The 25,435-nt window shown below is 72.4% G+C and carries 26 protein-coding genes; 22 read left to right on the forward strand and 4 right to left on the reverse strand.

All coding sequences use genetic code 11. From position 1 onward, the window contains the following. Positions 1–128: 128 nt before the first annotated feature. Entirely contained in the window at positions 129–596 is a 468-nt protein-coding gene (gene soxR / locus ACPOLA_RS16935) for a redox-sensitive transcriptional activator SoxR (RefSeq protein ID WP_435771678.1), read from the reverse strand. 36 nt (positions 597–632) lie between these two features. On the opposite strand from soxR, the gene ACPOLA_RS16940 reads away from it, so the two are divergent. The 21 genes from ACPOLA_RS16940 to ACPOLA_RS17040 all read left to right on the forward strand — a co-directional run bounded on the left by ACPOLA_RS16940 (position 633) and on the right by ACPOLA_RS17040 (position 19,954). Beyond that, positions 633–1,586 carry a zinc-binding dehydrogenase gene (locus ACPOLA_RS16940; protein WP_435771679.1) on the forward strand — a complete coding sequence of 318 codons (954 nt, stop codon included), beginning with the start codon at positions 633–635 and terminating at the stop codon, positions 1,584–1,586. A gap of 88 nt (positions 1,587–1,674) precedes the next feature. Beyond that, a complete protein-coding gene (locus tag ACPOLA_RS16945; RefSeq protein ID WP_435771680.1) occupies positions 1,675–2,985 on the forward strand; it encodes a homoserine dehydrogenase in 1,311 nt (436 codons plus the stop codon). Between the two features lie 14 nt (positions 2,986–2,999). Continuing rightward, on the forward strand, positions 3,000–4,079 hold the full coding sequence (thrC, locus tag ACPOLA_RS16950) for a threonine synthase (protein WP_435771681.1): 1,080 nt from the start codon (positions 3,000–3,002) through the stop codon (positions 4,077–4,079). A 15-nt stretch (positions 4,080–4,094) separates the two neighbouring features. Beyond that, positions 4,095–5,012: a homoserine kinase gene (gene thrB, locus ACPOLA_RS16955; RefSeq protein ID WP_435771682.1), complete on the forward strand. Its 918-nt coding sequence runs from the start codon at positions 4,095–4,097 to the stop codon at positions 5,010–5,012. Between the two features lie 226 nt (positions 5,013–5,238). Next, a complete protein-coding gene (rho, locus tag ACPOLA_RS16960) occupies positions 5,239–7,176 on the forward strand; it encodes a transcription termination factor Rho (protein WP_435771683.1) in 1,938 nt (645 codons plus the stop codon). A 145-nt stretch (positions 7,177–7,321) separates the two neighbouring features. After that, the gene (gene rpmE, locus ACPOLA_RS16965; protein ID WP_435771684.1) at positions 7,322–7,537 is read left to right on the forward strand and encodes a 50S ribosomal protein L31; all 216 of its coding nucleotides are present in this window, start codon (positions 7,322–7,324) and stop codon (positions 7,535–7,537) included. An 87-nt stretch (positions 7,538–7,624) separates the two neighbouring features. Next, entirely contained in the window at positions 7,625–8,701 is a 1,077-nt protein-coding gene (prfA, locus tag ACPOLA_RS16970) for a peptide chain release factor 1 (protein WP_435771685.1), read from the forward strand. Further along, entirely contained in the window at positions 8,701–9,552 is an 852-nt protein-coding gene (gene prmC, locus ACPOLA_RS16975) for a peptide chain release factor N(5)-glutamine methyltransferase (protein WP_435771686.1), read from the forward strand. The genes prfA and prmC overlap by 1 nt, the downstream gene beginning before the upstream one ends. Positions 9,553–9,581: 29 nt before the next feature. Then, positions 9,582–10,319 carry an L-threonylcarbamoyladenylate synthase gene (locus ACPOLA_RS16980; RefSeq protein ID WP_435771687.1) on the forward strand — a complete coding sequence of 246 codons (738 nt, stop codon included), beginning with the start codon at positions 9,582–9,584 and terminating at the stop codon, positions 10,317–10,319. Then, positions 10,312–11,577 carry an MraY family glycosyltransferase gene (locus tag ACPOLA_RS16985; protein WP_435771688.1) on the forward strand — a complete coding sequence of 422 codons (1,266 nt, stop codon included), beginning with the start codon at positions 10,312–10,314 and terminating at the stop codon, positions 11,575–11,577. The genes ACPOLA_RS16980 and ACPOLA_RS16985 overlap by 8 nt, the downstream gene beginning before the upstream one ends. Positions 11,578–11,644: 67 nt before the next feature. Beyond that, complete coding sequence (locus ACPOLA_RS16990; protein ID WP_435771689.1) at positions 11,645–12,136, forward strand: hypothetical protein; 492 nt, start codon at positions 11,645–11,647, stop codon at positions 12,134–12,136. A gap of 30 nt (positions 12,137–12,166) precedes the next feature. Further along, positions 12,167–12,403, forward strand: a complete 237-nt coding sequence (locus tag ACPOLA_RS16995; RefSeq protein ID WP_435771690.1) for an AtpZ/AtpI family protein — start codon at positions 12,167–12,169, stop codon at positions 12,401–12,403. 10 nt (positions 12,404–12,413) lie between these two features. Further along, on the forward strand, positions 12,414–13,220 hold the full coding sequence (gene atpB / locus ACPOLA_RS17000; RefSeq protein WP_435771691.1) for a F0F1 ATP synthase subunit A: 807 nt from the start codon (positions 12,414–12,416) through the stop codon (positions 13,218–13,220). Between the two features lie 73 nt (positions 13,221–13,293). Continuing rightward, positions 13,294–13,515, forward strand: a complete 222-nt coding sequence (gene atpE / locus ACPOLA_RS17005; RefSeq protein ID WP_435771692.1) for an ATP synthase F0 subunit C — start codon at positions 13,294–13,296, stop codon at positions 13,513–13,515. Between the two features lie 64 nt (positions 13,516–13,579). Continuing rightward, the gene (locus ACPOLA_RS17010; RefSeq protein WP_435771693.1) at positions 13,580–14,158 is read left to right on the forward strand and encodes a F0F1 ATP synthase subunit B; all 579 of its coding nucleotides are present in this window, start codon (positions 13,580–13,582) and stop codon (positions 14,156–14,158) included. Next, the gene (locus ACPOLA_RS17015) at positions 14,158–14,964 is read left to right on the forward strand and encodes a F0F1 ATP synthase subunit delta (RefSeq protein WP_435771694.1); all 807 of its coding nucleotides are present in this window, start codon (positions 14,158–14,160) and stop codon (positions 14,962–14,964) included. The genes ACPOLA_RS17010 and ACPOLA_RS17015 overlap by 1 nt, the downstream gene beginning before the upstream one ends. Before the next feature lie 64 nt (positions 14,965–15,028). Then, entirely contained in the window at positions 15,029–16,666 is a 1,638-nt protein-coding gene (gene atpA / locus ACPOLA_RS17020; RefSeq protein WP_435771695.1) for a F0F1 ATP synthase subunit alpha, read from the forward strand. Between the two features lie 11 nt (positions 16,667–16,677). Beyond that, the gene (locus ACPOLA_RS17025; protein WP_435771696.1) at positions 16,678–17,592 is read left to right on the forward strand and encodes a F0F1 ATP synthase subunit gamma; all 915 of its coding nucleotides are present in this window, start codon (positions 16,678–16,680) and stop codon (positions 17,590–17,592) included. Between the two features lie 40 nt (positions 17,593–17,632). Further along, on the forward strand, positions 17,633–19,075 hold the full coding sequence (gene atpD / locus ACPOLA_RS17030; protein ID WP_435771697.1) for a F0F1 ATP synthase subunit beta: 1,443 nt from the start codon (positions 17,633–17,635) through the stop codon (positions 19,073–19,075). A gap of 2 nt (positions 19,076–19,077) precedes the next feature. Continuing rightward, complete coding sequence (locus ACPOLA_RS17035) at positions 19,078–19,485, forward strand: F0F1 ATP synthase subunit epsilon (RefSeq protein ID WP_435771698.1); 408 nt, start codon at positions 19,078–19,080, stop codon at positions 19,483–19,485. A gap of 7 nt (positions 19,486–19,492) precedes the next feature. After that, the gene (locus ACPOLA_RS17040; protein ID WP_435771699.1) at positions 19,493–19,954 is read left to right on the forward strand and encodes a DUF2550 domain-containing protein; all 462 of its coding nucleotides are present in this window, start codon (positions 19,493–19,495) and stop codon (positions 19,952–19,954) included. Positions 19,955–19,979: 25 nt separating this feature from the next. Here the strand turns inward: ACPOLA_RS17040 and ACPOLA_RS17045 are convergent, their stop codons facing one another. The 3 genes from ACPOLA_RS17045 to ACPOLA_RS17055 form a co-directional block, all read right to left on the reverse strand. Beyond that, positions 19,980–23,171, reverse strand: coding sequence for a DEAD/DEAH box helicase (locus tag ACPOLA_RS17045; RefSeq protein WP_435771700.1), 3,192 nt, complete (start codon positions 23,169–23,171; stop codon positions 19,980–19,982). Positions 23,172–23,241: 70 nt separating this feature from the next. Beyond that, complete coding sequence (locus ACPOLA_RS17050) at positions 23,242–24,264, reverse strand: lytic transglycosylase domain-containing protein (RefSeq protein ID WP_435771701.1); 1,023 nt, start codon at positions 24,262–24,264, stop codon at positions 23,242–23,244. Then, positions 24,261–24,839 carry a cob(I)yrinic acid a,c-diamide adenosyltransferase gene (locus tag ACPOLA_RS17055; RefSeq protein WP_435771702.1) on the reverse strand — a complete coding sequence of 193 codons (579 nt, stop codon included), beginning with the start codon at positions 24,837–24,839 and terminating at the stop codon, positions 24,261–24,263. The genes ACPOLA_RS17050 and ACPOLA_RS17055 overlap by 4 nt, the downstream gene beginning before the upstream one ends. A gap of 155 nt (positions 24,840–24,994) precedes the next feature. Here ACPOLA_RS17055 and ACPOLA_RS17060 point away from each other — a divergent pair, with 155 nt between their 5' ends. Continuing rightward, complete coding sequence (locus tag ACPOLA_RS17060; protein ID WP_435771703.1) at positions 24,995–25,366, forward strand: STAS domain-containing protein; 372 nt, start codon at positions 24,995–24,997, stop codon at positions 25,364–25,366. Positions 25,367–25,435 lie beyond the last annotated feature (69 nt).

Below are 25,435 nucleotides of genomic sequence, written 5' to 3' on the forward strand. Positions count from 1 at the left end.
GGGCGTTAGCGTGGGACACGAAGGCCTCCGGTTGTGAGATGCGAATGCTTGGTCGCTTCACACCTCACCCGGAGGTCTTCGTCATCGTCCAGCAGGCACGCCGTACCTAACGTCCGTGGTGAGTACAGCTAGCGTCCGGGCCGCTCGAGGCGGACGGCACCGGGGCCGAAGCGCTCCAGCTCGTCGCCGGGGTTGACCAGGGCACAGGCCTTGAGGGACAGGCAGCCGCAGCCGATGCAGCCGGTCAGGTCGTCGCGGAGCGCCTGGAGCTGGGCGATCCGCTCGTCCAGCTTCGACTGCCAGCGGCGCGAGAGCCGCTCCCAGTCGGCCTTGGTCGGCGTCCTGCCCTCGGGCAGGGTGGCGAGCGCCTCGCGGATCTCGGCGAGGGCGATGCCGACGCGCTGGGAGATCCGGATGAAGGCGATCCTCCGGAGGACGTCACGGTGGTAGCGGCGCTGGTTGCCTGCGGTGCGGATGCTGGTGATCAGGCCCTCCCGCTCGTAGAAGTGCAGGGCCGACACGGTGACGCCGGCCCGTCGGGCGACGTCGCCAGGGGTGAGGTCGTGGCTGCGCAGCGCGCGGTTCAGGTCCGTCATTGACCTGAACCGTACTTCAGGTTGTTCGCTAGGGCCATGAGAGCGATCCGACACCACCGCTTCGGCGGCCCCGACGTCCTCGTGCTCGAGGACCTGCCCGATCCCGAGCCCGCTCGCGGACAGCTGCGCGTCGCGGTGCAGGCGGCGGGCGTGCACCTGCTCGACACGTCCATCCGCGCCGGGGAGTCCTTCGGTGCTGGCCCGCGCCCGGAGCTCCCCACGGTGCCGGGGCGGGAGGTCTCGGGGGTGGTGGACGGGGTGGGCGACGGCGTCGACGGGTCCTGGCTCGGTCGCACCGTCGTCGCGCACCTGGGGATGGCCGGCGGGGGCTACGCCGAGCGGGCCGTGGTCGACGCCGGTCGCGTCTACGAGGTCCCCGCCGGGCTGTCCCCGCACGCGGCCGTGGCCGCGATCGGCACCGGACGCACCGCCGCGGCCATCCTCGACCTGGCGCGGATCGGTGCCGGCGACGTCGTCGCGGTGACCTCGGCCGCGGGCGGGCTCGGCACGCTGCTGGTGCAGGGCGTCCGCAACGCCGGCGCCGTGGCGCTCGGCCTGGCGGGCGGGGCGGACAAGGTGGTGCTGGTCCGCGAGCTCGGCGCCCACGTCGGCATCGACTACCTCGCCGCCGACTGGACCCGACAGCTCGGTGCGACCGATCCGCTCACCGTCGTACTGGACGGTGTCGGAGGTGCGGTGGGCCGGGCGCTCTACGAGCGGCTCGCCCCCGGTGGCCGGCTGGTCCGCTTCGGGTGGTCGTCGGGCGAGCAGAACGATTACGACGACCCGGCGCGTCCGGTGGTCGAAGTGCTCGGCCCGCCGATCCTGAGCCGGCTCGCGGAGTTCGAGCGCAAGGCGCTCGATGCGGCGGCCGACGGGTCGCGCGTGCCCCACGTCGGCTCGGTGTTCCCGCTCGCGGCCGCCGCCGAGGCGCACCGCGCACTGGAGGCCCGCCGGTCGGTGGGCAAGGTGGTCCTGGTCGTCGACTGACCGGGTGCGCCGGCTCTCCGCCGCGCCCTGCTGTCCGCCAGGCGCCGTCCGCGTCGGGCCGCGCCGGCGCCGCCGATAGGCTGGGCCGGTGAACAGTCCACTCAAGGTCGCCGTGCTCGGCTGCGGGTCCGTCGGGTCGCAGGTGGTGCGGCTCCTCGGTGAGCAGGCCGACGACCTCGCGGCGCGCGTCGGCGCGCGCGTGGAGCTCGCCGGCGTCGCCGTACGACGCCTGGACGCGCCGCGTGACGTCGACGTGCCCGGCGAGCTGCTCACCACCGACGCGGCCGGCCTCGTCGCCCGCGACGACGTCGACCTGGTGATCGAGGTGATCGGCGGCATCGAGCCCGCCAGGTCCCTGATCCTCGCCGCGCTGGAGAACGGCGCCTCCGTGGTGACGGCCAACAAGGCGCTGCTGGCCGAAGACGGCCCCACGCTGTTCGAGGCCGCCGAGAAGGCAGGTCGCGACCTCTACTACGAGGCCGCCGTCGCCGGCGCGATCCCGATCCTGCGCCCGTTGCGCGAGTCGCTGGCCGGTGACCGGGTCACCCGCGTCCTGGGGATCGTCAACGGGACGACGAACTTCATCCTGGACAAGATGGACACCTCCGGCGCCGGCTTCGCCGACGCGCTCGAGGAGGCCCAGGCGCTCGGCTACGCGGAGGCCGACCCGACCGCCGACGTGGAGGGCTTCGACGCGGCGGCGAAGGCCGCGATCCTGGCGAGCCTCGCCTTCCACTCCCGGGTGACGGCCGCCGACGTGCACCGCGAGGGGATCACGGAGATCACCGCCGGCGACGTCCGGTCGGCCCGCGAGATGGGCTCGGTGGTCAAGCTCCTCGCCATCGCCGAGCTGCGCGACGACGTCGCGGGGGAGACCGACGGGGCGGTCAGCGTGCGGGTGCACCCGGCGATGATCCCGAGGTCGCACCCGCTCGCGAGCGTGCGCGAGGCCTACAACGCGGTCTTCGTCGAGTCCGAGGCCGCCGGTCAGCTCATGTTCTACGGGCCCGGCGCCGGCGGCTCGCCGACCGCGAGCGCGGTCCTCGGTGACCTGGTGACGGTGGCGCGCAACCACCGACAGGGCACCCGCGGCGTCGGCGAGTCCGCCTACGCGGACCGCGCCGTCCTGCCGATGGGGGAGACGATGACCCGCTACCACGTGGCGATCGACGTCGACGACCGCGCCGGCGTGCTGGCCGCCGTGGCCCAGGCGTTCGCGGAGCACGGCGTCTCCATCCAGACCGTGCGCCAGGAGGGCCGCGGCGACGACGCCCAGCTCGTGGTGGTCTCGCACGAGGCGACCGACGCCGCACTGAGCGCGACGGTCGAGCGGCTGCGCGACATGGACATCGTCCGCGAGGTCACCTCGGTGATGCGCGTCGAGGGGACCGACGAGTGAACGGCGGAAGTGGCGTGGGCAGCAGCGGGGCCGCGACCGGCCGGCAGTGGCGCGGGGTCATCGAGGAGTACCGCGAGCTCCTCGACATCCCGGAGGACACCCCGGCGGTGACCCTGCGTGAGGGCGGGACCCCGCTCGTGCACTCGGAGTGGCTGTCCGCGCTGACCGGCGCCGACGTGTGGCTCAAGGTCGAGGGCAGCAACCCGACCGGCTCCTTCAAGGACCGCGGCATGACCACCGCGATCTCGGTCGCGGTCGGCGACGGCGCGAAGGCCGTGGTCTGCGCGTCCACCGGGAACACGTCGGCCTCGATGGCGGCGTACGCCGCCAAGGCAGGGCTCACGCCGGTCGTGCTCGTGCCCGAGGGCAAGATCGCGGCGGGCAAGATGGCTCAGGCCGTGCTGCACGGCTCCCGCGTCATCCAGGTCCGCGGCAACTTCGACGACTGCCTGCGGATGGCCCGGGAGATGGCGTGGCACTACCCCGTCGCCCTGGTCAACTCCGTCAACCCGGCTCGGCTCGAGGGTCAGAAGACGGCGGCCTTCGAGATCTGCGACTTCCTGGGCGACGCTCCGGACTACCACCTGCTGCCTGTCGGCAACGCCGGCAACATCTCCGCCTACTGGCTCGGCTACACGCAGTACGCCGCCCTCGGCCGGTCCACCCGGCGGCCCGTCATGCGGGGCTTCCAGGCGGAGGGCGCGGCGCCCCTGGTGACGGGTGAGCCGTTCCCGGACCCCGAGACCGCCGCGACGGCGATCCGGATCGGCAATCCGGCGTCGTGGAAGCTGGCCGAGGCCGCTCGCGACGAGTCGGGCGGCCGGTTCGCGGCGGTCTCCGACGCCCAGATCCTGGCGGCCCAGAAGGCCCTCGCCGCCCAGGACGGCGTCTTCGTCGAGCCGGCCTCGGCCGCCGGTGTCGCCGGCCTCCTCGCCGAGCTGGGCGCCGGCGAGTCCTACCAGGGCAAGGTCGTCGCGCTGACCGTGACCGGTCACGGGCTCAAGGACATCGCCACCGCCCTCGACGGCCTCACCCTGCCCGACGTCGTCGTGGACGCCGAGGTCGACGCCGCGGCGCGCGCCGCCGGCCTCTGATCGGACGTCGTGCCGATGACGTTCGTCGACGGTCCGGTGCGGGTGACGGTGCCCGCGACCGCCGCCAACCTCGGCCCCGGCTTCGACGCACTGGGGCTGGCCGTGGAGCTGCGTGACGTGCTGGAGGCGGAGGTCGTCCCGAGCGGGCTCGAGATCGAGGTCTCCGGCCATGGAGCCGACGAGGTGCCCCGCGACGACCGGCATCTCGTCGTCCGCGCGATGCGGGCGGCCTTCGAGCGGCTCGGGACCGAGCCGCCCGGCCTCCGCCTCAGCTGCACGAACGTCATCCCGCACGCCCGGGGCCTCGGCTCGTCGTCGGCGGCGATCGTGGCAGGCGTGTGGCTGGCCCGCGAGCTGCTCGCCGGCGGTCGGCTGCTCCTCGACGACGCCGCGCTGCTCGACCTCGCCGCGCGGCTCGAGGGACACCCCGACAACGTCGCGCCGGCGCTGCTCGGCGGCTTCGTCATCGCCGGTCAGGACGGGGACGGCTCGTTCTTCGCCGTGCCCGGCTCGGTGGACCCGCGGGTGGGGGCGGTGGTGTTCGTGCCGCCGACGCCGGTCTCCACCGACGCCGCTCGGGAGCTGCTGCCCGCCGAGGTGCCGCATGCGGACGCGGCCGCCAACGCCGGCCGGGCGGCCCTGCTCGTCGCGGCCCTCGCGGCACGCCCCGAGGAGCTGCTCCGGGCCACCGAGGACCGGCTGCACCAGGAGTACCGCCGCCCGGTGATGCCCCAGAGCCTGGCCCTGGTGGAGGACCTGCGTGCCGACGGGGTCCCTGCGGTGGTCTCCGGCGCGGGCCCCACGGTGCTCGCCTTCGCCGACGGCCCGGGCACCGCCACGGCCGACGCTCTCGTGGCGCGGTGTCCCGAGGGGTGGCACGCGCAGGCCCTGCGCATCAGCGACCGGGGCGCCGCTCCGGCGGAAGACCGCTGACGCTCCGGAGGCTGGTGGTACATTGGCGGGGCGCCACAGATCTCGGCGCCCCGGGCTCCTCCGCGAGCCCGTCTCCTCCGGCCCGGCCGACACCGAGCGACGGTCAGGTTCCACCACGATCCGCGTCGACGACGCCGTTCCGGCCCGGGAGAGCAGCCAGTCCAGCTTGCCGTTCCGCCGGTGTGATCCGGGTCCGGAACGAGCGTGATACGTGGGAAGGACTCACGTGACAGAGACCCTCGACTCCGCCGCGCCCGCCGACCAGGGCGGTGCTCCCCGCGACGACGGAGGGGCCGCCGGCGACAAGGGCGGGACCCCCAAGAAGCGCGGCGGTGGCCTCAACTCGATGCTGCTCGCCGACCTCAAGGCGATGGCGAGCGGCATGGGCATCGCCGGTGCCGGCAGCATGAAGAAGGCGCAGCTGGTCGACGCCATCAAGGCGGCCCAGGCCGGGCAGCACTCGGGTTCCGGGGAGAGCCGCGACGGCGACCGGCGGGCCGAGCAGGGCGACCCCGCCCCCCAGAGCCGGCCCGACGGGCGGGAGAGCCAGACCGGTCGCCGCAAGCAGGACCAGGCGAAGCAGGAGCGGCCGCCGGCCGACGAGGCGAAGGGCGAGCAGCCGACGGGCGAGCAGCCGAGGGGCGGCCAGCCGCGGGGTGAGCGGTCCAGGCCGGACCGCCAGGCCTCGGCTGACCGGGCTGACCGGGCTGACCAGGCTGACCAGGCTGACCAGGCCGACCAGGCTGAGAAGCCGGGGCAGCCCGACAAGCCCGACAGGCAGAGCCAGCAGGCCAAGCAGAGCCAGCAGGTCAAGCAGAGCCAGCAGGGCCAGCAACAGCAGCAACAGCAGGGCCAGCAGAGCAAGCGCGGCCAGCAGGACAAGCAGGACCAGCCCGCCCAGCGGGACCAGCAGGACCAAAGCGATGACGCGGACGGGGAGGGCGGCAGCCGCCGCAACCGCCGGCGCCGCGGACGCGACCGCGACCGGACCCCGCGTGGCACCCGCGAGCCGGACACCGAGGTGCGCGAGGACGACGTGCTGGTGCCGGCCGCAGGCATCCTCGACGTGCTCGACAACTACGCCTTCGTGCGGACCAGCGGCTACCTCGCCGGTCCCGACGACGTCTACCTCTCCCTCTCCCTGGTGCGGAAATACGGCCTGCGCCGCGGTGACGCGATCACCGGCCAGGTCCGCCAGCCGCGCGAGGGCGAGCGCCGTGAGAAGTTCAACCCGATGGTGCGCATCGACACCGTCAACGGCGTCGACCCCGAACATGCGAGGAACCGCGTCGACTTCGAGAAGCTGACGCCGCTGTATCCCGGCGAGCGGCTGCGGATGGAGACGACGCCCGAGAACCTCACCGGTCGGGTGATCGACATCGCCGCGCCCATCGGCAAGGGGCAGCGGGGTCTCATCGTCTCCCCGGCGAAGGCGGGCAAGACGATGATCCTGCAGTCGATCGCGAGCTCGATCACGACGAACAACCCGGAGTGCCACCTGATGGTCGTGCTCGTCGACGAGCGTCCGGAGGAGGTCACGGACTTCGAGCGCTCCATCAAGGGGGAGGTGATCGCCAGCACGTTCGACCGCCCGCCGGCGGACCACACCACGGTCGCCGAGCTCGCGATCGAGCGCGCCAAGCGGCTGGTCGAGCTGGGGCACGACGTGGTGGTGCTGCTCGACGGCATCACCCGGCTGGGCCGGGCCTACAACCTCGCCACGCCCGCGAGCGGCCGCATCCTCTCGGGTGGCGTCGACTCGGCTGCGCTGCACCCGCCGAAGAGGTTCTTCGGTGCAGCGCGCAACATCGAGAACGGCGGCTCGCTGACCATCCTGGCCACGGCCGTGGTCGAGTCGGGCTCGAAGACCGACGAGGTGATCCTCGAGGAGTTCACGGGCGCCGGCAACATGGAGGTCCGGCTCCGCGGCGAGCTGGCCGAGAAGCGGCTGTTCCCCGCCATCGACGCCGTCGCCTCGGGCACCCGGCGCGAGGAGCTCCTGCTCGCCAAGGAGGAGGTCGAGATCACATGGAGGCTGCGGCGCGCGCTCGCCGGCCGCGAGCCGCAGGCGGCGCTCGAGCTGCTGCTGGAGCGGCTCCGAGCCTCGCAGACCAACCACCAGTTCCTGCTCCAGGTGCAGAGGTCCGGGCTCGAGGCCGACTGAGCGGGAATCAGCGCCCTCTCCCCGCCGTTGGGGGAGGGCCGTTCAGGATTCGGTGCCGAGTCGCCGGGTCCGTAGAATGGATCGGTCGGTCCCGGTTCACGCCCCACGTCCGTGCGGCGACCCGGGACATGTTGAGAGGACACCCATGAAGAAGGACATCCACCCGGACTACGTCGTGACCGAGGTGACCTGCACCTGCGGCAACACCTTCACGACCCGCAGCACCGCGACCTCCGGCAGCATCCACGCCGACGTGTGCTCGCAGTGCCACCCGTTCTACACCGGCAAGCAGAAGATCCTCGACACCGGCGGCCGTGTGGCCCGCTTCGAGGCCCGCTACGCCAAGGCCGGCAAGAAGTAGCCGCCTGACCGCGCCGGTCGCCCCGCCTCCGGGTGGTGCGACCGGCGTTCGTCATTTCCACCGGTCGTCGCAGCGAAGGGTTCCGCCATGTTCGAAGCCGTCGAGGGCATGCTCGCCGAGCACGCCGAGCTGGAGACACGGCTCGCGCTCCCCGAGACCCACGCCGACGCTCGCCTGGCCCGCACCCTCAACCGGCGCTACGCGGAGCTCAACGCCATCATCGGCACCTGGCGGGAGTGGCAGCGGCACGGCGAGGACGCGCAGGCGGCGCGCGAGCTGGCCGCCGACGACCCGTCGTTCGCGGGTGAGGTCGACGCCCTGCTCGTGGAGCGGGAGGAGGCGGCCGAGCGGCTGCGCCGGCTGCTGGTGCCGCGCGACCCCGCGGACGACAAGGATGCCATCGTGGAGGTGAAGTCCGGGGAGGGCGGCGAGGAGAGCGCGCTGTTCGCCGGCGACCTGTTCCGGATGTACGCCCGCTACGCCGAGCGTCGGGGATGGAAGACCGAGGTCCTCGACGCCACGGAGTCCGACCTCGGCGGCTACAAGTCCGTCACGGTGGCCGTCAAGGCGACCGGCACCCCGGAGCCCGGCGGGGCGCCGTACGGCCTGCTGAAGTTCGAGGGCGGGGTGCACCGGGTGCAGCGGGTGCCGGTCACCGAGTCGCAGGGCCGCATCCACACGTCCGCGGCCGGCGTGCTGGTGATGCCGGAGGCCGAGCAGGTCGACGTCGAGATCAACGACAACGACCTGCGGATCGACGTCTTCCGGTCCTCGGGACCGGGTGGGCAGAGCGTCAACACCACCGACTCCGCCGTGCGGATCACCCACCTGCCGACCGGGATCGTGGTGAGCTGCCAGAACGAGAAGTCGCAGCTGCAGAACAAGGAGCAGGCGCTCCGCATCCTGCGGGCGCGGCTGCTGCAGGCGGCACAGGACGCCGCGGACGCCGAGGCGAGCGACGCGCGACGCAGCCAGGTCCGCACCGTCGACCGGTCGGAGCGGATCCGCACCTACAACTTCCCGGAGAACCGGATCTCCGACCACCGCACCGGCTACAAGGCCTACAACCTCGACCAGGTCCTCGACGGTGACCTGCAGCCGCTGCTCGACTCGTGCGTGGACGCCGACATGGCCGCGCGGCTCGCCGCCCTGGAGGACGCGTAGTGCCGCTGGCGCGGGCGTTGCTGGCGACCGGCGCCGAGCGCCTGCGCGCCGCGGGCGTCGCCAGCCCCGAGCACGACGCCGCTGAGCTGCTGGCCCACGTCCTGGGCACCCGCCGCTCCCAGCTGCCTCTCGTGGAGGAGGTGGCGGTCGACCGCGCGAGGGACTACGACGGCCTGGTCGCCCGTCGCGCCGCCCGCGAGCCGCTCCAGCACCTGCTCGGCAGGGCGTGGTTCCGGCACGTGGCCGTCGAGGTGGGCGCCGGCGTGTTCGTGCCGCGTCCGGAGACCGAGCTGCTCGCGGGCTGGGCCATCGAGCAGGCCGGCACGGTCGCCGGCGGCCGGGCACCCGTCGTGGTCGACCTGTGCACCGGCTCCGGCGTGATCGCGCGGAGCCTCGTCGACGAGGTGCCTCACGCCCGCGTCCTCGCCGTGGAGCTGGACCCGCGGGCGCACGGCTGGGCCGAGCGCAACCTGGCGGGCACCTCCGTCGATCTGCGGCTCGGCGACCTCGCCACCGCGTTCGACGACCTCCTCGGGCAGGTCGACGTCGTCGTGTCGAACCCGCCCTACGTGCCGCTCGAGGCCTGGGAGTCGGTCGCCGTCGAGGCGCGCGACCACGACCCGCACCTCGCGCTGTTCTCCGGCGACGACGGGCTGGACGCGATCCGGGCGATCGAGCGCCGGGCCGCCGTGCTGCTCCGGCCCGGCGGGGTCGTCGGCGTCGAGCACGCCGACGTGCAGGGGGAGTCGGCTCCCGGTGTGTTCAGCGGCAGCGGCCGCTGGGAGGAGGTCCGCGACCACCGCGACCTGGCCGGGCGGCCGCGCTACCTCACGGCACGCCGCCCTCGCTGAGCCGCCGGACCGATGGAAGGATGCATGACGTGAGTGCCGAGCTGTTCCCCACCGAGTCCGACGAGCAGCGCGAGGCCGCGCTCGACGCCGCCAGCAGCGCCGTACGACGCGGCCGCCTGGTCGTCCTCCCGACGGACACGGTCTACGGCGTGGGCGCCGACGCGTTCGACCCCGAGGCCGTCTCGCGGCTGCTCGCCGCCAAGGGCCGCGGCCGGGAGATGCCGCCGCCGGTCCTGGTCAGCTCGGCGAGCACGCTCGACGCTCTCGCCACCCAGGTGCCGGCCTACGTCACCGTGCTGGTGCAGCGGTTCTGGCCGGGAGCGCTCACCATCGTCTGCCACCAGCAGCCGTCGCTGCAGTGGGACCTGGGGGAGACGCGCGGCACGGTGGCGGTCCGGATGCCCGACCACGACCTCGCGCGGGCGCTGCTCGACCGCACCGGTCCGCTCGCGGTCAGCTCCGCCAACCTGACCGGCATGCCCGCCGCGCTGGACGCCGGTGAGGCGATGGACATGCTGGGCGAGTCGGTGGCCGTGGTGGTCGACGACGGTCCCGCGCCGGGCGGGGTGGCCTCGACGATCCTCGACACGACCGGCCCCCGGCCGCGCCTGCTCCGGCTGGGCGCCGTCTCCGTGGAGGAGATCGACGCCGCGCTCGCCGAGCTCGACACGACCGTCGACACGACCGGCGGCACGACCGGCGACGCGACCGACGAGGTCGCCGGCACCGCGAGCGCCGACTCGGAGGCAGACCCGCGCGATGCGTGAGTACGTCGTCGTCTTCCTGGTCGCGGCCGTCGTCACCTACCTGCTGACGGTGGTCGCCCGGGAGATCGCGGTCCGCACCGGGGCCGTCGCCAAGGTCCGTGACCGCGACGTCCACGCCGAGCCGATCCCGTACCTGGGCGGGCTCGCCATGATGGGCGGTCTGCTCGCGGCGTTCCTGATCGCGCGCGAGCTCCCGTTCCTCAGCACGGCGAGCCCGTTCGTCTTCGAGGACGCCCTCTCGGTCCTGGTCGCCGGTGCCCTGGTCTGCGCGGTCGGGGTGATCGACGACATCTTCGACCTCGACGCGCTCACCAAGTTCGGCGGCCAGGTGCTGGCGGTCGGCGTGCTGGTCTACTCCGGCATCCAGTTCCGCTACTTCTACCAGCCCGACGGCTCCCAGTTCGTCCTCGACACCGCCCAGGGCGCGCTGCTGACCGCGCTGGTGGTCGTGGCCACCGTCAACGCGGTGAACTTCATCGACGGCCTCGACGGGCTCGCGGCCGGTGTGATCGGCATCAGCGCGGCCGCCTTCTTCCTCTTCTGCTACTCGCTGGCGTTCCTCAACGAGGTGACCCTGGCGACGACCGGCGCCCTGCTGTCGGCCGCCCTGGCGGGCGCCTGCGCCGGCTTCCTCGTGCACAACTTCCACCCCGCCCGGCTGTTCATGGGGGACAGCGGGTCGATGCTGATCGGCCTGGTCCTGTCGGCCACCGCGATCACCGTGACGACCCAGTTCGCCCCCGGTGACCTCGCCCAGGGCGCCGACGGTGCGCGCGCCAGCCTGATGCCGGTGCTGCTGCCGGTGGCCCTGCCGATCCTGATCCTGATCGTGCCGCTCGGCGACCTGGTCCTCGCCGTCGTACGACGCACCCGCGCAGGTCGCTCGCCGTTCGCGCCCGACAAGCAGCACCTGCACCACCGGCTGCTGGAGATCGGTCACTCGCACCGGCGGGCGGTGATCATCATGTGGCTGTGGGCGGGGCTGATCGCCTTCGGCGTCGTGGTCGCGAGCCTGTTCACCGGTCCGCCGGTGTGGATCGGCCTCGGCGTCGGGCTGGCCGTCACCGTCGCCCTCACCTTCGCGCTCCCGCTGGTCCATGACCCGGACCTGCCGGCCAGCGAGGAGGAGGAAGGCTCGGCGGTGGACGACGAGGAGGAGCCCGCGGGACCGGGGGACGGCGAGGAGGAGGTCGAGGGCCGGCCGGGCGACGGCCGCTCGGGCGGGTCACCCGATTCGGCGCCCGCCACGACCTTGTGATAACTTTCACGAAGTCCCGGAGAGCTCCCTCCGGACCGCCAGGACCAGCGACGAGAAACGGCCGCCGATGAAGACGACCGAAGCCCGCAGACCCGCCGCGGTGACGCGTGCGGCGACGGCCGCCCTGGCGGTCGGGCTGGTCGTGGCGGCGCTCGGCCTCCTCGCCGACGGCGCTCCGGCGGCGTGGGGAGCGTTGATCGGGACGGCCCTGTCCGTCGGCGTGTTCGCGTTCGGAGCGCTCGCGGTCGACGCGGTGGCGCGTCTGCTGCCGGCCGCCTCGCTGCTCTTCGCCATGGTGACCTACACCTTCCAGGTGGTGGTGATGGCGCTCGCCTTCGTGGCGCTCAGCCGCTCCGGACTCCTCGACGCGGAAGTGAGCCGAGAATGGCTCGGTGGCGCGATCATCGCGGGCACCCTGGTGTGGACCGCGGTGCACCTCCGGCTGTCCACGACGGCCCGGATCCCGGCCTTCGAGACGGCCGACGACCCGACCGGGAAGCAGTCCGCTGACAGGGCTGCGGAGCCGGCGGCGACCACCCCCGAGGGCGGTGCGCGATGAGCATGGCCGGCTGCTATTGTCCGGGGCGCAATGAGTCAGCCCGAGGAGAAGTCGAAGGGCGACCCGTGGCACGCCTTCGGCTACATCGTGGCGGGGGTGTTGTTCTACGGTTTGCTGGGCTGGCTCGCGGACCGATGGCTCGGCACCCGTTACCTGGTGGCCGTCGGCATCCTGATCGGCGCAGCGTTGGGGATCTACATGACCTTCAGCCGGTTCCGGGCAGACCACAGCGACCAGTCCACGCACGACCCGAAGCAGGACACGTAGAGGAGACCTGGTGATCACCGCAGCCAGCGCCACCGCCGCAGCCGAGGGGGAGGGCTTCCACGCCCCGGGCCCGGGCATCTTCGACCTGCCCCCGGTCTTCGAGATCGCCGGGTTCGGCGTCACCAAGCCCATGCTCCAGCTGGTCATCGCGGCCCTGCTCGTCTTCGGCCTGCTGTACGCCGCGTCCCGCAGCCGCAGCCTGGTGCCGGGCCGGCTCCAGTTCGCCGGCGAGGGCGCCTACGGCTTCGTCCGCAACGGCGTCGCCCGCGACATCATCGGCAGCCACGACTTCCAGAGATTCGTGCCCTACCTGGTGGCGCTGTTCTTCTTCATCCTGGTGAACAACCTGTTCGCCAGCATCCCGTTCTTCCAGTTCCCGACCTTCAGCCGGGCCGGCATGGCCTACGCCCTGGCCGCCCTGTCGTGGATCATCTACAACGCCGTCGGCATCTGGAAGCACGGCCTGATCGGCTACCTCAAGCTCCAGAGCGTGCCGTCCGGCGTGAGCCCGTTCATGTACCCGCTGCTCGTGCCGCTGGAGTTCTTCTCCAACATCCTGGTCCGTCCGGTCACGCTGGCGCTGCGACTCTTCGCCAACATGTTCGCCGGCCACATCCTGCTGGTCCTCTTCGCCACCGGCGGCCTCTACCTCATCGCCGAGTACGGCGGTGCGATCGGCATCCTCGCGGGCGGTGCCTCGTGGATCCTGGCGATCCTCGTCAGCTTCCTCGAGCTCCTGGTCCAGGCCCTGCAGGCCTACGTGTTCGTCCTGCTCAACGCGATGTACATCCAGGGCGCGCTGGCGGACGAGCACTGATCCACAGCACGACGCACGACCACCACCAACCCACAGTTCTCGCACGAGAAAACAACCCGAAAGGAAAGTAGCCATGGGTGGCTCTCTCAACATGATCGGTTACGGCCTGGCCGCCATCGGCCCGGGTATCGGCATCGGTCTCATCTTCGCCGCGTACATCAACGGCGTCGCCCGCCAGCCCGAGGCGCAGGGCCGCCTGCAGTCGATCGCGATCCTCGGGTTCGCGCTCGCCGAGGCGCTCGCCATCATCGGCATCGCGCTCGCGTTCGTCCTCACGGGCTCCAGCACTGAGTGACGCTCGTCCCCGACGACGTCTCCAGCGCATCGACCACCAAGCTCGACCCAGATAGGTCAGGTCCATGAAATCACTGGTGATCCTCGCCGCCGCCGAGGGGGAGGAGCACAACCCCCTCGTCCCGCTCTGGGAGGAGGTGGCGATCTCCCTCGTGGTGTTCGGCATCCTCTTCTTCGCCGTGCGGAAGTTCGTGGTCCCGAACTTCGAGAAGACGTTCGCGGAGCGGACGCAGGCGATCGAGGGTGGCATCGCCGCGGCCGCGACCAAGCAGGCCGAGGCCGACGCCAAGCTGGCCGAGCTGGAGCAGCAGCTCGCCGACGCCCGGCACGAGGCCGCCCGCATCCGCGAGGAGGCCCGCGAGCAGGGTGCCGCGATCGTGGCCGAGATGCGGGAGCAGGCTCAGGCCGAGTCCTCCCGGATCGTCGAGCACGGCAAGGCGCAGATCGAGGCCGAGCGCCAGCAGGCGGTCACCTCGCTGCGCGCCGAGGTCGGCGCGCTCGCGACCGGCCTCGCCGGCCGGATCGTCGGCGAGTCGCTCGAGGACGACGCGCGCCAGTCGCGCGTCATCGAGCGGTTCCTCGCCGAGCTGGAGTCCGGGGAGCCCGTCGCCGCCGACCCGCGCGCCGAGGAAGGCAACGTCTGATGGTGTCCTTCCGGGGAGCCTCCGCGGAGGCCGCGGCCGCCCTCACCGACCAGGTCGGTGGGATGGCCGAGGCGTCGGCCGGCAAGGTCGCCGAGGACCTCTTCGCCGTGGCGCAGAGCGTCCGGGCGGAGGGTGCGCTGCGCCGCTACGCCACCGACCAGTCGGTGCCGGCCGAGGCCCGCACCGGCGTGGTCTCGCAGGTCTTCGGCGGCAAGGTCGACCCGGCCACCCTGGACCTCCTCACCGGTGCCGCACGGCGCCGCTGGACCCGCACCCGCGACTTCGCCGACGCCCTGGAGCACCTGGGCGTCGTCGCGGCGGTCCGGTCCGCCGGCTCCGAGGGCGAGCGACTCGTCGACGAGCTGTTCGCGGTGCGCCGCCTGGTCAACGACAACAGCGACCTGCGCAACGCGCTGTCCGACCCCGCGCGCAGCGGCGCCGACAAGGCGCGGCTGGTCGAGTCCCTGCTCGCCGGCAAGACCCTTCCCGCGACGGTGCTCCTGGTCCGCCAGGCGCTCGCCGGGTCCTACCGCACCGTCACCGCGGCGCTGGAGGACTACGAGAAGACCGCGGCCGAGGTCCACGGCGAGGGAGTCGCCACCGTCCACGTCGCCCGGCCGCTGTCCGACAGCGACCAGCAGCGGCTCGCGTCGGCACTCCAGCGCCAGTACGGCCGGCCGATCCACCTCAACGTCGTCGTCGAGCCCGAGGTCCTCGGCGGCATCCGCGTGGAGGTCGGCGACCACGTCATCGACGGCACCGTCTCCAGCCGCCTGGACGACGCCCGCCGCAAGATCGCCGGCTGACGGCCCACGCCGGCACGGCACCCAACGACGCCAAGACAGACAGACAAGAGAGAAGGCACCTGAGATGACGGAACTCTCCATCCGTCCGGACGAGATCCGCGACGCGCTCGCCAAGTACGTCGCGGACTACCAGCCTGACGCCGCCAGCACCGAGGAGGTCGGCACCGTCGCGTCCGCCGGTGACGGCATCGCCCGGGTCAGCGGCCTCCCGTCGTGCATGGCCAACGAGCTGCTCGAGTTCGAGGACGGCACGCTCGGCCTCGCGCTCAACCTCGAGGACCGGGAGATCGGCGTCGTCGTCCTCGGTGACTTCGACAACATCGAGGAGGGCCAGACGGTCCGCCGTACCGGCGAGATCCTCTCGGTCCCCGTCGGCGACGGCTACCTCGGCCGCGTGGTCGACCCGCTCGGCAAGCCGATCGACGGCCTCGGCGAGATCGCCACGACCGGCCGCCGTGCGCTGGAGCTCCAGGCTCCCGGCGTGATGGCCCGCAAGTCGGTCCACGAGCCGCTGGCCACCGGCATCAAGGCGATCGACTCGATGACCCCGATCGGTCGCGGCCAGCGCCAGCTCATCATCGGCGACCGCGCGACCGGCAAGACCACGATCGCGATCGACACGATCATCAACCAGAAGCAGAACTGGGAGTCGGGCGACCCGACCAAGCAGGTTCGCTGCATCTACGTCGGCATCGGCCAGAAGGGCTCGACGATCGCGTCGGTCCGCGGTGCCCTCGAGGAGGCCGGCGCGCTGGAGTACACCACCATCGTGGCGGCGCCGGCGTCCGACAGCGCGGGCTTCAAGTACCTCGCGCCCTACACCGGCTCGGCCATCGGCCAGCACTGGATGTACGACGGCAAGCACGTCCTGATCGTGTTCGACGACCTGACCAAGCAGGCCGAGGCCTACCGCGCCGTGTCCCTGCTGCTGCGCCGCCCGCCGGGCCGCGAGGCGTACCCGGGTGACGTCTTCTACCTGCACTCCCGCCTGCTGGAGCGCTGCGCGAAGCTCTCCGACGAGCTGGGTGCCGGCTCGATGACCGGTCTCCCGATCATCGAGACCAAGGCCAACGACGTCTCGGCGTTCATCCCGACCAACGTCATCTCGATCACCGACGGCCAGATCTTCCTGCAGTCGGACCTGTTCGCGTCCAACCAGCGGCCCGCGATCGACGTCGGCATCTCGGTGTCGCGCGTGGGTGGCGCGGCGATGACCAAGGCGATGAAGGCCGTCACCGGCTCGCTCAAGGTCGACCTGGCGCAGTACCGCGCGATGGAGGCGTTCGCGATGTTCGCCTCCGACCTCGACGCGGCGTCGCGCCAGCAGCTCGACCGCGGTCAGCGGCTGATGGCGCTGCTCAAGCAGCCGGCCTACTCGCCGTACCCGCTGGAGGAGATGACCGTCTCCCTGTGGCTGGGCACGTCCGGCCGCCTCGACCGGGTGCCGGTCCAGGACGTCCTCCGCTTCGAGCGCGAGTTCCTCGACTACCTCAAGCTCTCGCACGAGGGCATCCTCGCGGCGATCCGGGAGACCCGGAAGTTCGAGGACGAGGCCGGTCTCGAGGCGGCGTACGACTCCTTCCTCGACCAGTTCGAGACGTCCGAGGGCGCCTCGATCAAGGTCGGTCACGAGCCGGAGGCCGGCGCGCTGCCGGACGACGAGCTCGAGCAGGAGCAGATCGTCAAGCAGAAGCGGGCGTAGGGGCCAGTCGCATGGCAGTGTCATTGCGTGAGTACCGAGCGCGGATCAAGTCGACGGAGTCGATGAAGAAGATCACGCGCGCCATGGAGCTCATCGCTGCGTCCCGGATCATCAAGGCGCAGCAGCGGGCCGCGGCGGCAGCGCCGTACGCCCGCGAGCTGACCCGCGCCGTGTCGGCGGTGGCGACGTTCTCCAACGTCGACCACCCGCTGACGCGGGAGGAGGAGAACCCGAAGCGGGCGGCGGTGCTGGTGATCACCAGCGACCGTGGCCTGGCCGGTGCCTACTCCTCGAGCGTGCTGAAGGAGACCGAGCGGCTCGCCGAGCGGCTCCGCGACGAGGGCAAGGAGATCGACTTCTTCCTCGCCGGGCGCAAGGCGGAGGCCTACTTCAAGTTCCGCAACCGGCCCTTCGTCCAGTCCTGGACCGGGTTCTCCGACCAGCCGTCCTACGACAAGGCGGCGGAGATCGGGGCGGCGCTGATCGAGGCGTTCCTGAAGGAGCAGGGCGAAGAGGGGGACGTCGACGAGGTCCACATCGTCTACACCCGCTTCCGGTCCATGCTCACCCAGGAGCCCACCGCGGTCCGGCTGCTGCCGCTCGAGGTGGTGGAGGGCGAGGAGGCCCCGTCGGCCGACGACCTGCTGCCGCTCTACGAGTTCGAGCCCTCGGCCGAGGCCGTCCTCGACGGGCTGCTCCCGCAGTACGTCCAGAGCCGGATCTTCTTCTGCCTCCTGCAGGCGGCCGCCTCCGAGCTGGCAGCCCGCCAGAAGGCGATGAAGTCGGCGACGGACAACGCCGAGGAGCTCATCAAGAAGTTCACCCGGATCGCCAACCAGGCCCGGCAGGCCGGCATCACCCAGGAGATCAGCGAGATCGTCGGTGGCGTGAACGCCCTCGCCGACGCCCAGGCTGCGAACGACTGACCCACTTACGAACTCACCGGAAATTACGGAGAACAGAGCCATGACTGCAACGGCTGAAGAGACCACCACGTCCGTGGGTCGGATCGCGCGCGTGATCGGCCCGGTCGTCGACATCGAGTTCCCGGTCGACGCCATGCCGGAGATCTACAACAAGCTCGAGGTCGAGGTCACCCTCGGCGGCGAGACCGCGCTGCTGCCGCTCGAGGTGGCACAGCACATCGGCGACGGCATGGTCCGTGCCATCTCGCTGAAGCCGACCGACGGCCTGGTCCGCGGCCAGAGCGTGACCGACACCGGCGGCCCGATCACGGTGCCCGTGGGCGACGTGACCCTCGGCCGCGTGTTCAACGCGACCGGTGACGTCCTCAACCTCGAGGAGGGCGAGAAGCTCGAGATCAACGAGCGGTGGGGCATCCACCGCAAGGCGCCCGCCTTCGACCAGCTCGAGGCGAAGACCCAGATGTTCGAGACCGGCATCAAGGTCATCGACCTGCTGACGCCGTACGTGACCGGCGGCAAGATCGGCCTGTTCGGCGGCGCCGGCGTGGGCAAGACCGTGCTGATCCAGGAGATGATCGCCCGCGTCGCCCGCAACCACGGCGGTGTGTCCGTGTTCGCCGGCGTCGGCGAGCGCACCCGCGAAGGCAACGACCTCATCGTCGAGATGGAGGAGGCCGGCGTCTTCGGCCAGACCGCCCTCGTCTTCGGCCAGATGGACGAGCCGCCGGGCACCCGGCTGCGGGTGGCGCTCTCCGCGCTCACGATGGCGGAGTACTTCCGCGACGTGCAGAAGCAGGACGTGCTGCTCTTCATCGACAACATCTTCCGCTTCACCCAGGCCGGCTCGGAGGTCTCGACGCTGCTCGGCCGGATGCCGTCCGCGGTGGGCTACCAGCCCAACCTCGCCGACGAGATGGGCACGCTGCAGGAGCGGATCACCTCGACCCGCGGTCACTCGATCACCTCGATGCAGGCGATCTACGTGCCGGCGGACGACTACACCGACCCGGCGCCGGCGACCACCTTCGCCCACCTCGACGCGACCACGGAGCTGTCCCGTGAGATCGCCTCGCTCGGCATCTACCCGGCCGTGGACCCGCTGACCTCGACGTCGCGGATCCTCGACCCGCAGTACATCGGGCAGGCGCACTACGACTGCGCGATCCGCGTCAAGCAGATCCTCCAGCGCAACAAGGAGCTGCAGGACATCATCGCGATCCTCGGTGTCGACGAGCTGTCCGAGGAGGACAAGATCATCGTCAGCCGGGCCCGCCGGATCCAGCGGTTCCTGTCGCAGAACACCTACGTCGCCAAGCAGTTCACCGGCATCGAGGGCTCGACCGTCCCCGTCGCCGACACCATCGAGGCGTTCAACAAGATCGCCGACGGCGAGTACGACCACGTGGCCGAGCAGGCGTTCTTCATGTGCGGCGGTCTCGACGACGTCGAGCGCAACTGGGCCGAGATCCAGAAGAGCCTCTGATCATGGCCGAGTCCGCTCCCGACAACCTGCACGTCGAGCTCGTCGCAGCCGACCGGATCGTCTGGTCCGGCGAGGCGGCGATGATCATCGCGCGCACGCTCGAGGGTGACATCGGCGTGCTGCGCGGGCACGCGCCGACGCTGTCGCTGCTGTCGCCCTCGATGATCGAGATCCAGGTGGCGGACACCGACCAGGTGGTGGTCGTCGCGGTCGACGGCGGCTTCCTCTCGGTGGCCAACAACAGGGTCTCGATCCTCGCCGAGCGCGTCGAGCGCGCGGAGGACATCGACGTCGACGCGGTGAAGATCGAGCTGGAGGAGGCACGACACCTGCTCGACTCCAACAACGAGGCGGAGCAGCGCGTCCGCCACGCCGAGGCTCGCATCCGCGCGGCGGAGAAGGTCTCGTAGCTCGCAGATGGCATGGTGGGCGTGGCTGCTCGACATCTCGGGCGCGCTGCTGCTCATCGCTGTGCTCTACGGCGCCGGACTCATCGTCCGGCGCCGTGTGCTGTCCCGGCACGGCGGCACCTTCGAGCTGAGCCACCGGGTGCGGCTCGACCAGCCCGGCCGTGGTTGGGCCCTCGGCCTGGGCCGCTACTCGGGCGAGACGCTGGAGTGGTTCCGGGTCTTCTCGCTCTCGCCGCGCCCGAAGCGGACCTGGACCCGCGAGGAGCTCCAGTACGACGGTCGGCGTGATCCGCTCGGCGCCGAGCAGACCTCGCTGTACCCCGACCACCTGGTGATCCGCTGCCACTCGCCGGGCGGTCCGGTGGAGCTCGCGATGAGCGGCTCGTCGCTCACCGGGTTCCAGGCCTGGCTCGAGGCCAAGCCGCCGGGCACGGACTGGAACCGGTCGAAGCGGCGCGACCCCGGCTGACGCGCCGGCACGGGGAGCTGCCCACTCAGTCGAAGAGGGCGCGGATGTCGTCGGCGTCGATCGAGGTGCTCATCGCGCCGTCGCCGTCGATCACCTGGGCGAACAGCTCGGCCTTGCGGGCCTTGAGCTCCATCACCTTCTCCTCGATGGTCTCCGTCGCGACCAGGCGGTAGACGTGCACGTGGCGGGTCTGCCCGATCCGGTGGGCGCGGTCGACCGCCTGCGCCTCGGCGGCGGGGTTCCACCACGGGTCGAGCACGAAGACGTAGTCGGCCTCGGTGAGCGTCAGGCCCACCCCGCCCGCCTTGAGGGAGATCAGGAAGACCGGCGCGGCCCCGGTGCGGAACTCGTCGATCACTCCGGCCCGGTCGCGGGTCGCGCCGTCGAGGTAGGTCGTCGCGATGCCGGCGTCGTCGAGCCGGGTCCGGACCCGGCCGAGGAAGGAGGTGAACTGGCTGAACACCAGTGCGCGGTGACCCTCCGCCGTGATCTCGGCGAGGTGGTCGACGAGGACGTCGAGCTTCGAGGAGCCGACCCGGTCGTGCACGGGGTCCACGAGGGCGGGGTCCAGGGCCAGCTGGCGCAGCCGGGTCAGCGCGCTGAAGATGGCGACGCGGTTGCGGTCGAAGTCCTCGACGAGGCCGAGGATCCGCTGGCGCTCGCGCGCGAGGTGGGTGTCGTAGACCCTCCGGTGGCGCGGGGTGAGGTCGACGGCGAGGACCTGCTCCTGCTTGGGCGGCAGGTCGTCGGCCACCAGCTCCTTGGTGCGGCGCAGCAGGAAGGGCCGGATCCGCGCCCGGAACCGGTCGAGCACCGCCCTGTCGCCGCCGCGCTCGACCGGCCGCACGACGAGGTCGTGGAACTGCCGGGGCCAGGGATAGAGCCCCGGCACGACGATCGACAGCAGCGCCCACAGCTCCATCAGGCGGTTCTCGAAGGGGGTGCCGGTGACCGCGAGGCGGAACGGGGCGCCGATCGTCCGCACGGCGGCGTAGGTCTTGCTCTGGTGGTTCTTGACCTGCTGCGCCTCGTCGAGCACGAGTCCCGACCACTCGATGTCGGCGTAGCGCGGCTGCTCCAGCCGGAGCAGGGTGTAGGTGGTGACGACGACGTCGCTCTCGCGGGCGATCGCGGCGACGTCGTCGGTGCGCCGGGCGGCGACGCCCACCCGCAGCGCCGGCGCGTGGCGGCGGGCCTCGGCCGCCCAGGCGGTCACCACGCTGGTGGGCGCCACCACCAGGAACGGCCCCTCGTGGGGCCGCTCCGACCGCGCGTGCGCGACCAGGGCGAGCACCTGCAGCGTCTTGCCGAGGCCCATGTCGTCGGCCAGGATCCCACCGAGCCCGTGCTGCCAGAGCAGCGCCAGCCACCAGAACCCCTCGCGCTGGTAGCCGCGCAGCGTGGTCTGCAGACCCTGCGGCTCCGGGCGTGGGATGTCGACGAGGTCGCGCAGCGCCTGCGCCCGCTGCACCCACTCGGCCACCTGGGCGTCCACGAGGCCGGTCTCGGCCAGCTGCGCCCAGAGCCCTAGGTCGTTGCGCCCGACGCCGATCCGGTTCCCCTCCCGCTCGCGGAGCTCGGCGGCCGCCTCGACCACCTCCCGGAGCCGGTCGAGCTCGGGCCGGTCGGTGGGGACGTAGAGACCGCTCGGCAGCACCAGGAACTCCTGGCCGAGGGTGAGCGCGGCGAGGACGTCGGGCAGCGGGATCCGCTCACCGTCGACGGTGACCGTCACGGCCAGGTCCAGCCAGTCGGTGGGGTCTGCCCCTTCGTCGGGCTCCACCAGCTCGAAGGCGATCTCCGGAGCCGTCCCCGCCTCGCGGAAGTCGGGCCGCTCCTCCTCGATGACCTCCACCCCGGCGGTCGACCGCAGGTGCGGCAGGTCGTGGATCGCCAGGGCGAGCGCCTCGCCGTCGGCGACCACGTCGGCGCGCAGCAGCGCGGGCGGGACGCTCGCGAGGAGCGCCTGCTCGGCCGCCCTGTCGCGCACGCCGCCGAGGAGGTCGCGGCTCGCCAGCGGGCAGCTCCGCGCCGGGTCGTCGCCGTAGCGCCAGTGCCACGCCAGCCCGGCCTTGGTCGCGCTGTGCCACGTGACGGTCAGCACCAGCGTCGGCCGAAGCGGCTCGGGCAGCTCGACGACGGTGTCCACGGCGCGGACGGGCAGGTGGCGCATGAGCGCGGGCAGGGTGTCGCGGAACTCCGCCAGCTCCGCGGGCGGTACGACGACCGGCGGGCCGTCGAGCAGGTGCCGGAGCGAGGTGGGCAGCGCGCTCGACGTCTCGGCGATCAGCAGGCCGCCGTCGTCGTCGAGGAGCCCGACCACGCCGGCCGGGCTGCCCACGGGGGTCACCGACTCGCCCCGCCAGGTCCGCCCGGCCAGCGTCACCGCGGCGCGCAGCGTCGTACCGGCGTCGGTGTCGGTGATCTCGGCGACCACCTCCGCGGGCCCGTCCGCCAGCTCGACGGTGCGCAGGGGCGGGGCGGCGAGGAGCGTGACGCCGGCGTCGCGGGCCGCTCGCAGGGCTCGGACGACGTGGTCGCCGAACTCCTCGAGGGCTGGAGCGCTGCCCGAGTGGTAGTAGGACCGGTGGCCGGCCCAGAGGGTGTGCAGCGTGGCGAGCGCGTCGGCCTGCTCGCGCGGGAACCCGGCGGCGGCGCCGCCGGGCGCGACGTCGCTCCAGTCCGCGCCGGTCTTGATCCACGGCTTGTTGCGGCCGCGGCGCATGGGGCGCAGCCGCAGCACCGGGCCGGCGGACCGGTAGCCGCCGCGGGAGCGCTCGAGGCTCACCTCGAGCGCGAGCGGCACCTCCTCGACCGGCACCCGCTGGTGGCGGTCGAGCTCGGTCACCAGGCGCTCGAGGCTGCGCCGCCACGGTGAGTCGCGCTCGGGCGTGGCGAACGTCTGCCGCAGGGTGAGCGCCAGCGCCGCCCCGTGCTTGCAGACCGAGCGCACGGGACACGTGCAGACCGTGAACAGCCAGCCGTCGTAGCCCTCCGCGGGCGCCTCGGCGTGGAGCTGCACCTGGTAGGGCTCGGCGCGGGACCCGGCCACCTCCGCCGTGGCCGTCACCGAGCCCGCCGACAGCATCCCGATCTCCGGCCGGCCGACGAGCCCGGCAGCGACCACGCCGCGGGCGCGGGCGAGCGTCCCGGCGTCGAAGTGCCGGGCGAGGAAGGCGTCGGTGAGCTGGGCGAGGACGTTCATCGGTCCTGTCATCGTGGCACGCGGGACCGACCTCGCCGGTGTCGGTCCACAGCGCCTCGCCGGGCCGACCCTCCGGCCGGCGCTAGTCGGTCGCGGTGCTCAGCAGCCGGTCCGGGTGCCGGCGGAGGTAGCGGCCGACCGGGATCGAGGAGCGGCTCCGGTAGCCGACGGGCAGCCACACGTCGCCCCGGGTCGACAGGTAGATGATCTGCCAGCGGTAGAGACCGGCCAGGGCGTCCGGGTCGCGCGCCAGGATCCGGGCGTAGGAGCGCACCCCGCGGACGTAGCCGGTGTGGTTGTTGTAGGCGTGCAGCGCGCGGTCCAGCCCGCCGGGCGTCGCGCCGCCGGTCGCGGCCAGGTAGCGGGCGGCAGCCATGATCGAGTCGTGCGGGTCGTCGATGTCGCCCTCGCCGTACGCCTCCCACGTGGAGGGGATGAACTGCATCGGGCCGCGGGCGCCGGCGTAGGAGTAGCCGCGGATCTTGCCGAAGCCCGTCTCCACCAGGTTGATCGCGGCGAGCACCTCCCACGGCACACCGTGGACGCGCTCGCCCTTGCGGTAGAACCGGCGGAGGTCCTCCAGCGGCGCCGGACGCACGATCCGCCACGCAGGCAGCGTGGTGGTCAGGTCGGTGAGCACGCTGCGGAGCGACGTGCGCGCGGCCAGGTGGTCGGCGACGGTGCTGCGATAGCCGCCGACGGAGGAGCGCACCCGGTCCTGCCAGGCCGGCCGCCGGGCCAGCTGGCGGTAGAGCACCTGGGTCTCGAAGGCGGCCTGGGCCACCTCCGCCTCGTCCGCCGCGGGATCGCGTACGACGTCCTCGGCGGCGACCAGGCGCCGCGCCAGCTCTCGTGGGCTGTCGGCCAGGTCCGGCGCGGTCAGGCCGGCCGCCGATGCGTCGCCGGACGCGTCCGACGACGCAGTGGCCCTCCCCGTCCCGGCGGTGTCGGCGGTCCCGGTGGAGCCCGGTCCGGCCGACCCCGACGTGGACGCGCTCGAGTCCGAGCGCGAGGGTGCGCCGTCGGGCGTCGCCGGGCCGCTGCAGGCCACCAGGCCCAGGCCGGTCCCGAGGGCCAGCCCGGCGAGCGCTGCGCGCCGCGTCATGCGCCCCGCTCGCCGCCCGGCACCCACAGCACGTCGCCGTGCTCGCGGTTGGCGTGCCGCGCCAGGATGAACGCCAGGTCGGAGAGCCGGTTGAGATAGGTGATGGCCAGCCTGTTCATCACCTCGCCGTGGACCTCGTAGGCGGCCCAGGCCTTGCGCTCCGCGCGCCGGACCACCGTGCGCACCACGTGGAGGTGGGCGGCACCGGGCGTTCCGCCGTTGAGGATGAACGAGCGCAGGCTCGGCAGCTGCTCGTTGTAGTGGTCGCACCACTGCTCGAGCCGGTCGACGTACTCCTGCTCGATCCGCAGCGGCGGGTGCTCCGGGTCGGCGACCACCGGCGTGCACAGGTCCGCGCCGACGTCGAAGAGGTCGTTCTGCACCCGGGTCAGGACCGCGACGACGTCCTCCTCGAGCGCGCCGGTCGCGAGGGCCACGCCGATGTGGGCGTTGGCCTCGTCCACGTCGGCGTACGCCTCGAGCCGGAGGTCGGTCTTGGTCGTGACGCTCATGTCACCGAGCCGGGTCTCGCCGGCGTCGCCGGTGCGGGTGTAGATCCGGGTGAGGTTGACCATGTGCGCGAGCGTACGGGACCCCCTGCCGGCCCCGCTCGGTCCGGTCACCGGGACGAGGTTCGCAAATACCTCGGAGTGAGGTGCAACCGATCGGGGTACAGGAGCGTCATGGTGGTAGGGACGGTACAGATTCCGTCCCTCGACGGGGAGGGCAGATGAGCGAGATGCAGTCCGGACGCGGCGCCGCGCGGACGTCGTGCGTGGAGATCCGCCACGACGGTCCGGTGCTCGTGCTCGGCGGCGACCTCGACGTCCGGAGCACCTTCGAGGTGCGCGCGGCCCTGCACGACCACCTCGCGGCGTTCGAGGGTGCCGCGGACGTCACGGGCGAGGTGGTCGTCGACATCAGCGGCGTGCACACCGCCGACGCGACCGCGCTGAAGGTGCTGGCCGCGGCGAGCCGGCGCGCCAGCCGGCACGGCCTTCGGATGGTGCTGCGCGGAGCGTCCCCCGCCGTACGACGCATGCTGCACCTGACCCACCTGATCCGGCTCGTCGAGCTGGACCGCGAGCTGGTTCCGGCCTGAGCATCCGGCCGGCTGTGCACAACCACACATGTCCGGGCCGTTACCAACCGGTAGCAATCGTCCTACGCT

It is taken from the genome of Nocardioides proteolyticus, assembly GCF_051280635.3.
GTDB lineage: Bacteria > Actinomycetota > Actinomycetes > Propionibacteriales > Nocardioidaceae > Nocardioides.

Excerpts from the sequence above, each read along its gene's own strand:
- soxR (WP_435771678.1), bottom strand. The coding sequence starts at position 596 with ATGACGGACCTGAACCGCGCGCTGCGCAGCCACGACCTCACCCCTGGC.
- ACPOLA_RS16940 (WP_435771679.1), top strand. The coding sequence starts at position 633 with ATGAGAGCGATCCGACACCACCGCTTCGGCGGCCCCGACGTCCTCGTG.
- thrB (WP_435771682.1), top strand. The coding sequence starts at position 4,095 with ATGACGTTCGTCGACGGTCCGGTGCGGGTGACGGTGCCCGCGACCGCC.
- rpmE (WP_435771684.1), top strand. The coding sequence starts at position 7,322 with ATGAAGAAGGACATCCACCCGGACTACGTCGTGACCGAGGTGACCTGC.
- prfA (WP_435771685.1), top strand. The coding sequence starts at position 7,625 with ATGTTCGAAGCCGTCGAGGGCATGCTCGCCGAGCACGCCGAGCTGGAG.
- ACPOLA_RS16985 (WP_435771688.1), top strand. The coding sequence starts at position 10,312 with ATGCGTGAGTACGTCGTCGTCTTCCTGGTCGCGGCCGTCGTCACCTAC.
- ACPOLA_RS16990 (WP_435771689.1), top strand. The coding sequence starts at position 11,645 with ATGAAGACGACCGAAGCCCGCAGACCCGCCGCGGTGACGCGTGCGGCG.
- ACPOLA_RS16995 (WP_435771690.1), top strand. The coding sequence starts at position 12,167 with ATGAGTCAGCCCGAGGAGAAGTCGAAGGGCGACCCGTGGCACGCCTTC.
- atpE (WP_435771692.1), top strand. The coding sequence starts at position 13,294 with ATGGGTGGCTCTCTCAACATGATCGGTTACGGCCTGGCCGCCATCGGC.
- ACPOLA_RS17010 (WP_435771693.1), top strand. The coding sequence starts at position 13,580 with ATGAAATCACTGGTGATCCTCGCCGCCGCCGAGGGGGAGGAGCACAAC.
- ACPOLA_RS17015 (WP_435771694.1), top strand. The coding sequence starts at position 14,158 with ATGGTGTCCTTCCGGGGAGCCTCCGCGGAGGCCGCGGCCGCCCTCACC.
- atpA (WP_435771695.1), top strand. The coding sequence starts at position 15,029 with ATGACGGAACTCTCCATCCGTCCGGACGAGATCCGCGACGCGCTCGCC.
- ACPOLA_RS17025 (WP_435771696.1), top strand. The coding sequence starts at position 16,678 with ATGGCAGTGTCATTGCGTGAGTACCGAGCGCGGATCAAGTCGACGGAG.
- atpD (WP_435771697.1), top strand. The coding sequence starts at position 17,633 with ATGACTGCAACGGCTGAAGAGACCACCACGTCCGTGGGTCGGATCGCG.
- ACPOLA_RS17035 (WP_435771698.1), top strand. The coding sequence starts at position 19,078 with ATGGCCGAGTCCGCTCCCGACAACCTGCACGTCGAGCTCGTCGCAGCC.
- ACPOLA_RS17040 (WP_435771699.1), top strand. The coding sequence starts at position 19,493 with ATGGCATGGTGGGCGTGGCTGCTCGACATCTCGGGCGCGCTGCTGCTC.
- ACPOLA_RS17045 (WP_435771700.1), bottom strand. The coding sequence starts at position 23,171 with ATGACAGGACCGATGAACGTCCTCGCCCAGCTCACCGACGCCTTCCTC.
- ACPOLA_RS17050 (WP_435771701.1), bottom strand. The coding sequence starts at position 24,264 with ATGACGCGGCGCGCAGCGCTCGCCGGGCTGGCCCTCGGGACCGGCCTG.
- ACPOLA_RS17055 (WP_435771702.1), bottom strand. The coding sequence starts at position 24,839 with ATGGTCAACCTCACCCGGATCTACACCCGCACCGGCGACGCCGGCGAG.
- ACPOLA_RS17060 (WP_435771703.1), top strand. The coding sequence starts at position 24,995 with ATGAGCGAGATGCAGTCCGGACGCGGCGCCGCGCGGACGTCGTGCGTG.